The sequence below is a fragment of the Porphyrobacter sp. ULC335 genome (assembly GCF_025917005.1).
In the GTDB taxonomy this organism is placed as follows: Bacteria; Pseudomonadota; Alphaproteobacteria; order Sphingomonadales; family Sphingomonadaceae; genus Erythrobacter.
The window spans coordinates 217104-230381 of the sequence record NZ_CP078091.1 but is presented as its reverse complement, the minus strand read 5'-3'; the positions used below and the strand labels follow the sequence as shown (position 1 = coordinate 230381).

Annotated in this window: 6 protein-coding genes and 1 tRNA gene; 5 read left to right on the top strand and 2 right to left on the bottom strand. The window is 62.9% G+C overall.

What is annotated here, in order from left to right:
- The first annotated feature begins 323 nt into the window (after positions 1-323).
- From rpoB to gltX, 4 genes are all read left to right on the top strand, one after another.
- A complete protein-coding gene (rpoB, locus tag KVF90_RS01050; RefSeq protein ID WP_264393003.1) occupies positions 324-4520 on the top strand; it encodes a DNA-directed RNA polymerase subunit beta in 4197 nt (1398 codons plus the stop codon).
- Positions 4521-4667: 147 nt separating this feature from the next.
- Positions 4668-8969: a DNA-directed RNA polymerase subunit beta' gene (gene rpoC / locus KVF90_RS01045; RefSeq protein WP_264393002.1), complete on the top strand. Its 4302-nt coding sequence runs from the start codon at positions 4668-4670 to the stop codon at positions 8967-8969.
- Between the two features lie 172 nt (positions 8970-9141).
- Positions 9142-9582: a DNA-directed RNA polymerase subunit beta' gene (locus KVF90_RS01040; protein ID WP_264393001.1), complete on the top strand. Its 441-nt coding sequence runs from the start codon at positions 9142-9144 to the stop codon at positions 9580-9582.
- A gap of 39 nt (positions 9583-9621) precedes the next feature.
- The gene (gltX, locus tag KVF90_RS01035; RefSeq protein ID WP_264393000.1) at positions 9622-10980 is read left to right on the top strand and encodes a glutamate--tRNA ligase; all 1359 of its coding nucleotides are present in this window, start codon (positions 9622-9624) and stop codon (positions 10978-10980) included.
- Positions 10981-11061: 81 nt separating this feature from the next.
- On the opposite strand, the gene KVF90_RS01030 is transcribed toward gltX, so the two are convergent.
- The gene (locus KVF90_RS01030; RefSeq protein WP_264392999.1) at positions 11062-12693 is read right to left on the bottom strand and encodes an NAD(P)/FAD-dependent oxidoreductase; all 1632 of its coding nucleotides are present in this window, start codon (positions 12691-12693) and stop codon (positions 11062-11064) included.
- A 9-nt stretch (positions 12694-12702) separates the two neighbouring features.
- Complete coding sequence (locus KVF90_RS01025; RefSeq protein WP_264392998.1) at positions 12703-12939, bottom strand: hypothetical protein; 237 nt, start codon at positions 12937-12939, stop codon at positions 12703-12705.
- Between the two features lie 75 nt (positions 12940-13014).
- On the opposite strand from KVF90_RS01025, the gene KVF90_RS01020 reads away from it, so the two are divergent.
- A tRNA-Leu gene (locus KVF90_RS01020) sits at positions 13015-13101 on the top strand.
- The last annotated feature ends 177 nt before the right edge of the window (positions 13102-13278 follow it).

Below are 13278 nucleotides of genomic sequence, written 5' to 3'. Positions count from 1 at the left end.
CGCGTCGATTTTCGGCAAAGCCGCCTTTTGTGACGATCCGCGCCCGCCGGAGCGTTGACAGGGCGGGGGTGCAATCCTACATGCGCCCCTCACGCCAGCTTCGAGCAAGACCGATTCAAACGCGGGGATCGGTCCCGAAATGGAAGCGGCGGAAAGCCAATCTCGCGATGCAAACATAATGCTGCTGCAAACGCCCTCCTGACAGGGGGTATGGCAATGCGGCGTTTTTGCGTCGGAACTGGCACTTTCTCTGCGGCGACCGACAGCGATTTTTCCCGTCCGCGCGGCTCTCCCGCGCGGCCTATCAAGAGGCCCAATCTTCCATGGCAACCAAGGCGAAGCCGCCCGTGACCCGCAGCCGCAAGGCGCAAGGGACCGCCAAGAAGCGCATCCGCAAGATCTTCGGTGACATTCACGAAGTCGTGCAGATGCCGAACCTCATCGAGGTTCAGCGCGAAAGCTACGAACAGTTCCTGCGGTCCGACAAGGCCACCGGCTATGTCTCGGGCCTCGAAAAGACCCTGCGCTCGGTCTTCCCGATCCGCGATTTCGCCGGCTCTGCCGAGCTTGATTTCGTGCATTACGAACTCGAAGAGCCCAAGTACGACACAACCGAGTGCCGTCAGCGCGGCATCACCTATGCTGCCCCGATGAAGGTGACCCTGCGTCTCATCGTTTTCGAGGTCGACAGCGAAACCGAAACCCGCTCCGTGCTCGATATCAAGGAGCAGGACGTCTACATGGGCGACATGCCCTTGATGACGGACAACGGCACCTTCATCATCAACGGCACCGAGCGTGTGATCGTCAGCCAGATGCACCGTTCGCCGGGCGTGCTGTTCGACCATGACCGCGGCAAGACCCACTCTTCGGGCAAGCTGCTGTTTGCCGCCCGCGTGATCCCGTATCGCGGCTCGTGGCTCGATTTCGAGTTCGACGCCAAGGACATCGTCAACGTCCGCATCGACCGCAAGCGCAAGCTGCCGGTCACCGCGCTGCTCTATTCGCTCGGCCTCGATGCCGAGGATATCCTCCACCACTTCTACAACACCGTGGTGTGGGAGCGCGCCAAGGATGGCTGGAAGATCCCGTTCGTGGCCGAGCAATGGCGCGGCGCCAAGCCGACCTTCGCGCTGATCGACGCGGCCACCGGCGAGGAAGTCTTCGCTGCCGGCACCAAGATCAGCCCGCGCGCCGCCAACAAGGCCGCAAAGGATGGCCTCGCCAACCTGCTGCTGCCGGTTGAAGAAGTCGTCAGCCGCTATGCCGCCGCCGACATGATCGACGAAAGCACCGGCCGCATCTACATTGAAGCCGGTGATGAAGTGACGCTCGAGCATGTCGAGGCCTTCGACAAGGCTGGCATCGACACCCTCACGCTGCTCGACATCGACGAGATCAACACTGGTCCGTGGATCCGCAACACGCTCAAGGCCGACAAGGCCGAGAACCGCGACGAGGGTCTGGAAGCGATCTACAAGGTCATGCGTCCGGGCGAACCGCCGACGAAGGAAACCGCCGAAGCGCTGTTCGAAGGCCTGTTCTTCGATGCCGAACGCTATGACCTGTCGGCCGTGGGCCGCGTGAAGCTCAACATGCGTCTCGGCCTCGAGTGCGAAGACACCGTCACCACGCTGCGCAAGGAAGATATCCTCGCGGTGGTGAAGGAGCTTGTCGGCCTCAAGGACGGCAAGGGCGAAGTCGACGACATCGACAACCTCGGCAACCGCCGCGTGCGTTCGGTGGGCGAGCTGCTGGAAAACCAGTACCGCGTCGGCCTGCTGCGCATGGAGCGCGCCGTGAAGGAGCGCATGAGCTCGGTCGACGTATCGACCGTGATGCCGAACGACCTCATCAACGCCAAGCCCGCCGTGGCCGCAGTGCGTGAGTTCTTCGGTTCCTCGCAGCTCTCGCAGTTCATGGACCAGACCAATCCGCTCTCGGAAGTCACCCACAAGCGCCGCGTTTCGGCCTTGGGCCCGGGCGGTCTCACCCGTGAGCGCGCAGGCTTCGAAGTCCGCGACGTTCACCCGACCCACTATGGCCGCATCTGCCCGATTGAAACGCCGGAAGGCCCGAACATCGGTCTGATCAACTCGCTGGCGTCGTTCAGCCGCGTCAACAAGTATGGCTTCATCGAAACGCCGTACCGCAAGGTGATCGACGGCAAGGTGACGGCGGACGTGATCTACCTTTCCGCGATGGAAGAGCAGAAGCACACCGTTGCGCAGGCTTCGGCTGAACTGAACGAGGACGGCTCCTTCGTCGAGGAACTGGTCTCGGCCCGTCACAACGGCGACAACCTGATGGCGATGCGCGAGCACGTCACGCTGATGGATGTCAGCCCCAAGCAGCTCGTCTCGGTCGCGGCATCGCTCATTCCGTTCCTGGAAAACGATGACGCCAACCGCGCGCTGATGGGCTCGAACATGCAGCGTCAGGCCGTGCCGCTCGTCAAGGCGGAAGCGCCGTGGGTCGGCACCGGCATGGAAGAAACCGTGGCGCGCGATTCCGGCGCGGCGATCGCTGCCAAGCGCGGCGGGATCGTTGACCAGGTCGACGCCACCCGCATCGTGATCCGTGCGATCGGCGATGTCGAACCCGGCCAGTCGGGCGTCGACATCTACACGCTGCAGAAGTTCCAGCGTTCGAACCAGAACACCTGCATCAACCAGCGTCCGCTGGTGAAGGTGGGTGACGTGATCGAACAGGGCGACATCATCGCCGATGGTCCCTCGACCGATCTGGGCGAGCTGGCGCTGGGCAAGAACAGCCTCGTCGCCTTCATGCCCTGGAACGGCTACAACTACGAAGACTCGATCCTGATCAGCGAACGCATCGTGAAGGACGACGTCTTCACCTCGATCCACATCGAGGAGTTCGAAGTCATGGCCCGCGACACCAAGCTCGGGCCAGAGGACATCACCCGCGACATCCCCAACGTCGGCGAGGAAGCCCTGCGCAACCTCGACGAAGCAGGCATCGTCTACATCGGTGCAGAAGTGCACCCGGGTGACATCCTTGTCGGCAAGATCACGCCCAAGGGCGAATCTCCGATGACGCCGGAAGAAAAGCTGCTGCGCGCGATCTTCGGCGAAAAGGCGAGCGATGTGCGTGACACCTCGCTGCGTCTGCCGCCGGGCGTTGCGGGCACCATCGTCGAGGTCCGGGTGTTCAACCGCCACGGTATCGAGATCGACGACCGTACCCGTGCGATCCAGAACGAGGAAATCGAACGCCTCCGCAAGGATGCGGCCGATGAACGCAACATCCTCAACCGTGCGACCTACAACCGCCTGCGCGACATGCTGATCGGCCAGACCGCATCGGCTGCTCCCAAGGGCGCGAAGAAGGGCGTCGAAATCACTGCCGAGATGCTCGATGAGCTCGAGCGCTTCGAATGGTTCAAGTTCGCGGTCGCGGATGATGGCCGTCAGGCGCAGATCGAAGCGGTGAAGACGCAGTACGACGAAGCCGTCGCGGTGATCGATGCCAAGTTCCATGACCGCAAGGAAAAGCTGGAACGCGGCGACGAACTCGCTCCGGGCGTGCTCAAGATGGTCAAGGTCTTCGTCGCGGTGAAGCGCAAGCTGCAGCCGGGCGACAAGATGGCCGGCCGCCACGGGAACAAGGGTGTAATCAGCCGCATTCTGCCGGCCGAAGACATGCCGTTCCTCGAAGACGGTACGCCGGTCGACCTCGTGCTCAACCCGCTGGGCGTGCCTTCGCGCATGAACGTCGGGCAGATCTTCGAAACCCACCTGGGCTTCGCAGCCCGCGCGCTGGGTCACGAGATCAAGGCGAAGCTGGACGAATGGCGCGCTGCCAATCCGAATGCGGCGTCCGATTACGCCGGTGTGGCTCCGCCCGCCGCTGTGGTCGATCGTCTCAAGGACATCTACGGCGAGCAGTATTTCGAGGACATCGACAGCCGTACCACGGCCGATATCGTCGAACTGGCGGGCAACCTTGCGGCTGGTGTGCCGATGGGGACCCCGGTGTTCGACGGCGCGCGCGAACCGGACGTGTCGGAAATGCTGATCAAGGCAGGGATCGACTCTTCGGGTCAGTCCACGCTGTATGACGGCCGCACCGGCGAGGCGTTCGACCGCAAGGTCACCGTGGGCATCATCTACATGCTCAAGCTGCACCACTTGGTCGACGACAAGATCCACGCACGTTCGATCGGGCCGTACAGCCTCGTCACCCAGCAGCCGCTGGGCGGTAAGGCGCAGTTCGGCGGCCAGCGCTTCGGCGAAATGGAGGTCTGGGCGCTCCAGGCCTACGGCGCCGCCTATACCTTGCAGGAAATGCTGACGGTGAAGTCCGACGACGTGGTCGGCCGCACCAAGGTCTACGAAGCGATCGTCAAGGGTGACGACACCTTCGAGGCCGGCATTCCCGAGAGCTTCAACGTGCTCGTCAAGGAAATGCGCTCGCTGGGTCTGAACGTCGAACTGAAGTCGATCCTCGACGAGGACGAAGACCAGACCGACTACAGCGCGATTGCAGCGGAGTGATCTTGATGAAGGAATATCGAGGCCTGAGCCTTGGGGTGAGGATGTCAGTTTTTGGCGCCATCCTCCTCACTCCGGTTCTAGCCTTCGTGATCCTTATCGAACTCCTGGCCAAAGACCTTTGATCTTCACCCCTAGAGGGACTGAAACATGAACGACCTGACCAAATTCACCAACCAGCTGGCGAAGCCCGAAACCTTCGACCAGATCCAGATCGGCATCGCCAGCCCCGAGCGCATCCGCTCGTGGTCCTATGGCGAGATCAAGAAGCCGGAAACCATCAACTACCGTACGTTCAAGCCCGAGCGTGACGGCCTGTTCTGCGCGCGCATCTTCGGTCCCGTGAAGGACTACGAATGCCTGTGCGGCAAGTACAAGCGCATGAAGTACAAGGGCGTCGTCTGCGAAAAGTGCGGCGTCGAAGTGACCGTGACCAAGGTGCGCCGCGAGCGCATGGGCCACATCGAACTGGCCGCGCCGGTTGCGCACATCTGGTTCCTGAAGTCGCTGCCGTCGCGCATCGGTCTGCTGCTCGACATGCAGCTCAAGCAGCTTGAGCGCGTGCTCTACTTCGAAAGCTACATCGTCACCGAACCCGGTCTGACCCCGCTGGAGAAGTTCCAGCTGATGACCGAAGACGAACTGCTCGAAGCGCAGGACGAGTATGGCGAAGACGCCTTCACCGCCGATATCGGCGCGGAAGCCGTGCGCACCATGCTGATGCAGCTCGACCTCGAGAACGAGCGTGACGTGCTGATGGAAGAGCTGGCGACCACCAAGTCGACGCTCAAGCCCAAGAAGATCATCAAGCGTCTGAAGGTCGTCGAAAGCTTCATCGATTCGGGCAACCGTCCCGAGTGGATGATCCTCGAAGTGATCCCTGTGATCCCGCCCGAACTGCGCCCGCTGGTGCCGCTCGACGGTGGCCGCTTCGCGACGTCGGATCTCAACGATCTCTATCGCCGCGTGATCAACCGTAACAACCGCTTGAAGCGTCTGATCGAACTGCGCGCGCCGGACATCATCGTCCGCAACGAAAAGCGCATGTTGCAGGAAGCCGTTGACGCGCTCTTCGACAACGGCCGCCGTGGCCGCGTCATCACCGGCGCCAACAAGCGTCCGCTGAAGTCGCTTTCCGACATGCTCAAGGGCAAGCAGGGCCGCTTCCGTCAGAACCTGCTCGGCAAGCGCGTCGACTATTCGGGCCGTTCGGTGATCGTGACCGGTCCCGAACTCAAGCTGCACCAGTGCGGCCTGCCCAAGAAGATGGCGCTCGAGCTGTTCAAGCCGTTCATCTACGCGCGTCTGGATGCCAAGGGTCTGTCGATGACCCTGAAGCAGGCCAAGAAGTGGGTCGAAAAGGAGCGCAAGGAAGTCTGGGACATCCTCGACGAGGTGATCCGCGAACACCCGGTGCTGCTGAACCGCGCACCGACGCTGCACCGTCTGGGCATCCAGGCATTCGAGCCCGTGCTGATCGAAGGCAAGGCGATCCAGCTGCACCCGCTGGTCTGCTCGGCCTTCAACGCCGACTTCGACGGTGACCAGATGGCGGTCCACGTGCCGCTTTCGCTGGAAGCCCAGCTCGAAGCGCGCGTGCTGATGATGTCGACCAACAACATCCTCTCTCCCGCCAACGGCAAGCCGATCATCGTGCCTTCGCAGGACATGGTTCTGGGGATCTACTACCTCTCTATGGAGCGGCAGGAGAAGCACCCCGAGTACATCGAAGAGGCTGATGGCACCAAGATCGAGAAGCTGCCGCGCTTCTCGGACATGGCCGAAGTGCACCAGGCGCTCGAAGTGAAAGCTGTCACGCTCCACACCCGCATCATGGCCCGCGTTCCGCAGGCCGATGAAAGCGGCAAGGTGACGATGCAGCGCTTCGTGACCACGCCGGGCCGCATGCTGATCGGCGAATGCCTGCCGAAGAACCACAAGGTTCCCTTCGACATCATCAACCGCCTGCTCACCAAGCGTGAGATCGGCGACGTGATCGATCAGGTCTATCGTCACACCGGCCAGAAGGACACGGTGCTGTTCGCTGACGCGATCATGGCGCTGGGCTTCCGTCACGCGTTCAAGGCGGGGATCAGCTTCGGCAAGGATGACATGATCATCCCCGATTCCAAGGTGAAGCTGGTCGACGAGACCAAGGATCTGGTGGCTGGTTACGAACAGCAGTACCAGGACGGTCTCATCACCCAGCAGGAAAAGTACAACAAGGTGATCGACGCCTGGTCGAAGTGCGGTGACATGGTCGCCGACGCGATGATGGCCGAGATTAAGGCGCAGCCGATCGATGGCGAGACGGGCAAGGAAGCCCAGATCAACTCGATCTATATGATGAGCCACTCCGGTGCGCGTGGTAGCCCGGCGCAGATGAAGCAGCTCGCGGGGATGCGCGGGCTGATGGCCAAGCCATCGGGCGAGATCATCGAGACCCCGATCATCTCGAACTTCAAGGAAGGTCTGACCGTTCTTGAATACTTCAACTCGACCCACGGTGCCCGTAAGGGCCTCGCGGACACCGCGCTGAAGACCGCGAACTCGGGTTACCTGACCCGTCGTCTCGTCGACGTGTCGCAGGATTGCGTCATCGTTGAGGAAGATTGCGGCACCGAGAACTACCTCGAAATGCGCGCGATCGTTCAGGGCGGTAGTGTCATCGCCTCGCTCGGCGAGCGTATCCTCGGTCGTACGACCATGGAGGATATCGTCAACGCCACCAGCGGCGAGGTCATCGTGCCCAAGCTGACGCTGCTCGACGAAGCGATGGTCAAGGCCATCGAAGCGGCCGAAGTGCAGTCGGCGAAAATTCGCAGTCCGCTGGTCTGCGAAGCCGAAATGGGCGTGTGTGCGACCTGTTACGGACGCGATCTGGCACGCGGGACTCCGGTGAACATCGGTGAGGCTGTCGGCGTTATCGCGGCGCAGTCGATCGGTGAGCCCGGCACCCAGCTGACGATGCGGACCTTCCACATCGGCGGCGCGGCGCAGCTCAACGAAACCTCGCACCTCGAGGCGATTTCGGAAGGCCGCGTCGAGTACCGCGAGATGCAGACCATCTCCGACAAGATGGGCCGCATCCTCAGCCTGTCGCGCAGCGGCGAAATCGCCGTGATCGACGCCGAAGGGCGCGAGCGCGAAATGCACAAGGTGCCTTACGGGACGGTGATCAAGTTCAAGGACGGTGATCACGTCAAGATCGGCGATCGTCTGGCAGAGTGGGATCCGTTCACCCTGCCGATCATCACCGAACAGTCGGGTGTGGTGCGGTATGTCGATCTGGCCGAGGGCATCACGCTCGAAGAACAGATGGATGATGCCACCGGCATTGCGCAGCGCGTGGTGACCGAGAACCGTGCAACGGGCCGCAAGAAGAAGGAAGACCTTCGTCCGCGGCTCACCCTGCTGGCGGAAGGCAGCGGCGAAACCGAAGCGGCGCGCTACATGCTCGCTCCGGGCACGACGCTGTCGGTCGAGGATGGCCAGACGGTCGAAGCGGGCGACATTCTCGCCCGTGCCAGCCGCGAAGCCGCCAAGACCCGCGACATCACCGGCGGTCTGCCGCGCGTGGCCGAACTGTTCGAGGCGCGTATGCCCAAGGACGTCTCGGTTATCGCCAAGATCTCTGGCCGGATCGAATTCGTCCGCGAATACAAGGCGAAGCGCAAGATCGCGATCATTCCCGAGGAAGGGGATCCGGTGGAATACCTGATCGCCAAGACCAAGGTGATCGACGTGCAGGAAGGCGATTACGTGAAGAAGGGTGATACCCTTGTTTCCGGCTCGCCCAACCCGCACGACATCCTCGAGGTCATGGGCGTCGAAGCGCTGGCCGAGTATCTCGTCGACGAGATCCAGGAAGTCTATCGCTTGCAGGGCGTGAAGATCAACGACAAGCACATCGAGGTGATCGTTCGCCAGATGCTGCAGAAGGTCGAGATCACCGAAGGCGGGGACACCACCCTGCTGCCGGGCGAGCAGGTCGATCTGGCCGAGATGCTCGAGATCAACGGCAAGCTGGCCAAGGGCAAGCAGCCCGCGGAAGGCAAGCCGGTGCTGCTCGGCATCACCAAGGCGTCGCTGCAGACCCGCAGCTTCATCTCGGCGGCTTCGTTCCAGGAAACCACCCGCGTGCTGACGCAGGCGGCGGTTGAAGGGAAGAAGGACACCCTGATCGGTCTGAAGGAAAACGTGATCGTCGGCCGTCTCATCCCCGCCGGTACCGGCGCGGGCATGAACCGTCTGCGCGTCACCGCCAACAGCCGCGATGCGGCCCTGAAGGCAGCGTGGAAGAAGCAGCAGGACGCACTTGTTGCGACCGGCCAGCGCGAAGTCGAACCGGCCGCTGATGCGATCGGTTCGGAAGAGAAGATGAAGGCTGCAATGGCCGCAATGGCGGCTGCGGCCCCCGCGGCTGACATCGAGGACGACGGCGAGGAATAAGCTCCTCTCCGCCACTCACGGCAAGACATCGCCCCGCCGGAGCCACCATGCTCCGGCGGGGCTTTTCTTATGGGGCGGAGATTGTGGAACTACGACGCTAATCGTTATTGCAAATCATTCGCAAATAAATATGATGGCGATCCGTCACCACCATCTGCCTTCGCGAGGTTTCATGTCCCGGCACCACACACCCTCCGCCGCCGCCCAGAGCATCATCGCCGACCTCGCCGCACCGCGCCGCATCGAGCGGCTCGGGCCGATCGCCGGACGCTTCATCCATGCGCTACGGCTGATCGCGCTGCACGAGCGGATGGGGCGCGATCCAGTGCCCGAACTGGCGGTGCGCCTTGGCAGCGTGGAGGTCGCCGCAAAAGCGTTGCTCCTCGCCCACGCGGTCTCTGCCAGCTGGCCCGAGAACATCCACGTTTCGCGTTTCTGTTGCCGTCTCCTCAGCCATGACGAGATCACGATCGGTGCCTTCATCGATGCCGCGTCGGATGCCGACCGCATGGGCTTTGAAGCCGCGCTGTCCGGGCTGATCCGTGCTGACCGGATGCACCGGTTGTGGGAAGGCGCGCTGGCGCTGACCGCGGCGGAACTGCGCGGCTTGTGAGCGCTTGCGGGCGGCGGCGGCGCGCTCTACCGCACGCGCATGACCACCACGCGTTTCGCCCCTTCGCCCACCGGCCGGCTTCATGTCGGCAATATCCGCACCGCGCTCCACAACTGGATGCTGGCGCGGCAGGCGGGTGGCACGTTCATTCTCCGGATCGACGACACCGATGCCGAGCGGAGCCGTGAGCACTATGTCGACGCGATCCGCGCGGATCTGACGTGGCTCGGCCTGACATGGGACCGCGAGGAGCGTCAGTCCGCACGGCTTGACCGCTACCAGGCGGCCTTCGGTGCGTTGCAGGCAGCAGGCCGGATCTACCCCTGCTACGAGAGCGCGCAGGAACTCGATGTCAAACGCAAGATCCAGCTCTCGCGCGGGCTACCGCCCACCTACGACCGTGCCGCATTGAAGCTGACGGCAGAAAAGCGCACAGCCAAGGAAGCCGAAGGCATAGCGCCGCACTGGCGTTTCCTGCTCGACCATGCCGAGCCTATCGTTTGGGAGGACGGCATCCGCGGCACCCAGAAATTCGACGCGGCGCAGCTCTCCGATCCCGTGATCCGCCGGGCTGATGGCTCCTGGCTCTATATGATGCCGAGCGCCGTCGATGACATCGATATGGGCGTGACGCAGGTGCTGCGCGGCGAGGATCATGTCTCGAACACAGCCGTTCAAATTCAGATCTTTACCGCACTTTTTGCTGCAGCATTTGCTGCGCCGGAAAGTGCAGCAAAAATGCTTCCCGCCTTTGCGCATGAAGCACTTCTCGTGGGGCGCGAGGGCAAGCTGTCGAAGCGCCTTGGCTCGCTGGGCTGTGATGCCTTCCGCGAACGCGGGATCGAGCCCGAGGCGATCATTGCGCATCTCGCGCGGCTCGGCACCTCGCAGCCGGTGGAGCCGATTGCCGACCGCAGCATTCTGGTGGCGAGCTTTGACCTTGCCACCTTCGGCCGCGCTCCGGCCAAGTTCGATGATGAGGATCTGGAACGGCTCAATGCCGGGATCGTCCACCAATTGCCGTTCGAGGCGGTCGCAAACCGCTTGCCCGAGGGGATGGACGCTTCAGGCTGGCATGCGGTCCGGCCCAATCTCGCCCATCTCGGCGAGGCGGCGGACTGGTGGCGGCTGGTCACAGGACCGATCCAGCAGCCGGAGTTCTCGGACGAGGACAAGGCGTTCCTTGCCGATGCCGAGCGTGCTCTGGAATGGGGCGACAATCCGTGGGGGGCGCTCACCGGCGCGCTCAAGGATGCGACGGGGCGCAAGGGACGCGCGCTGTTCCTGCCGCTGCGTCAGGCGCTCACCGGCATGGACCACGGACCCGATATGGGGGAGTTGCTCCCCCTGATCGGCGAAGCAGAAGCACGCGCCAGACTGACCCGCGCGGCCGCCTGACCCCCCGCAGTGGTCGGCAGCTAATGGGCGGCGAGCAGTTGGAAGGCGCTCACAGTCCCGCAGTGGATTACTGCCGAACGATCACGCGTCCAAGGCGGCGCCGAGGCTTAACGCCACTGCCTCGGCAATCTTGATCCCGTCCACCGCTGCCGACAGAATCCCTCCGGCATAACCGGCACCTTCTCCGGCAGGAAACAGCCCCTTCGTGTTGAGGCTTTGTAAATCCTTGCCGCGTGTGAAACGGATCGGCGACGACGTGCGGGTTTCGACACCGGTCATCAACACGTCGGGGTGATCATACCCCGGGATTTGCCGACCGAAGACAGGCAGCGCCTCACGCATCGCCGTTACAGCATAGTCGGGCAGGCATTGCGCCAAATCGGTCAGATGCACGCCCGGCTTGTACGACGGCACCACCGCACCAAGCGTTTCGGAGGGGCGTCCGGCGAGGAAGTCACCCAGTCGTTGGGCCGGGGCTTTATAGCTTGATCCGCCGGCAACATAGGCCCGCGATTCCCAGTGGCGTTGCAGCGCGATCCCGGCGAGCGGATCGCCGGGGAAATCGCGCACCGGATCAATCGCGACGACCAGGCCGGAGTTTGCGTTGCGCTCGTTGCGGGAATACTGGCTCATACCATTGGTGGCGACGCGCCCTTCCTCGGATGTCGCCGCGACCACGGTGCCGCCGGGGCACATGCAGAAACTGTAGACCGTCCGGTCATTCTTGCAGTGGTGCGAGATGTGATACTCGGCCGCGCCGAGGATGCGGTTACCAGCTTCGATGCCGAACCGCGACTTGTCGATCCATGATTGCGGGTGTTCGATCCTGACACCGATCGAGAACGGCTTCGCCTCGACATGGACGCCCGCGGCGTGGAGCATCGCAAACGTGTCACGCGCGCTGTGACCGATGGCGAGCACGACATGGTCAGCTTCCAGATATTCACCCGTACTCAGATGGACTCCGCGAACGCGGCGGTCGCCTTTGGCGTCGGTCGTGATATCGATGCCGTCGACCCTGTTCGAGAAGCGGTATTCGCCGCCGAGCGCCTCGATACTCTTGCGCATGCTTTCGACCATCGTCACGAGCCGGAAGGTGCCGATATGCGGGTGCGCCTCGGTGAGGATCTCGGACGGTGCTCCCGCTTTCACGAACTCGGTCAGAACCTTGCGGTCGCGATTGAGCGGGTCCTTGATCCGGCTGTAGAGCTTGCCATCGGAAAAGGTGCCCGCGCCGCCCTCACCGAACTGGGCGTTGGATTCGGGGTTGAGAACCCCCTGCCGCCACAGGCCCCAAGTGTCTTTGGTCCGCTCGCGAACCACTTTCCCGCGGTCGAGGATGATCGGGCGAAAACCCATCTGGGCGAGGATCAGGCCGGCAAACAGGCCGCAAGGCCCCGCGCCGATGACGACGGGCCGCTTGGCCGTGCCGCCTTCGGGCGCTGTGGCCACCAGATGGTAGCGCGGGTCCGGGGCAGGCTGGACACCGCGATCCTTGCGAAAGCGCTGGAGCACCGCCGCCTCGTTCTTCACATTCACGTCGACCGAATAGACCAGCTGGATGTTCGTCTTGTCGCGCGCGTCATGGCCGCGGCGCGCGACGACAAAGCGGACCAGATCGCGCGGGGTGATCCTCAGCCGCTTGCAGATGGCAGCGGGCAAGGCCTCGTCCGGATGATGGAGCGGCAGGGTCAGTTCGGTGATGCGCAACATGGCGCGGCATTAGAGAGTGATGGCGCGGAATGCTATTCGCTCGTGACTGGTCCCGGAACGGAGCCAAATTTGGGTATCCGCAATGCTGAAAGTTTGCGCTGCGGCGGCCCATGATAGGATCAAGCGGGTGTAGCCGGCCGAGATCATGAGGTTCTCCTCCAGCTCCCCCACCGCATCGAAGCGTCCGGCGAAGGACTGCTGCGGAGAAGCGGCCAGCGCGATCTTAGGGGATGGTGAGGTTTGCATTGACAGCACCCCTCACCCCCCGCTAGAGGCGCGCCCCTACCCAGCCTCCCGGCAGCGATGACCGGCAGGCACCGTGCCCAGATGGCGGAATTGGTAGACGCACCGTCTTCAGGTGGCGGCGCTCGCAAGGGCGTGGAGGTTCGAGTCCTCTTCTGGGCACCATTTCTCAATCCCATGACATCCCGAAAGGGTCGACAAAACGGCGGAAATCTGCCATTTTTGACCCTCACCAATCCCGGATTGTGCCAGCCGATTTCAGGCAATCCGGGGCCATGAAGTGCCACGCCAGGGTCGATATGGCCCCGCTAAAAATCGCAGTGGCCCCATGACCCCGTTGCC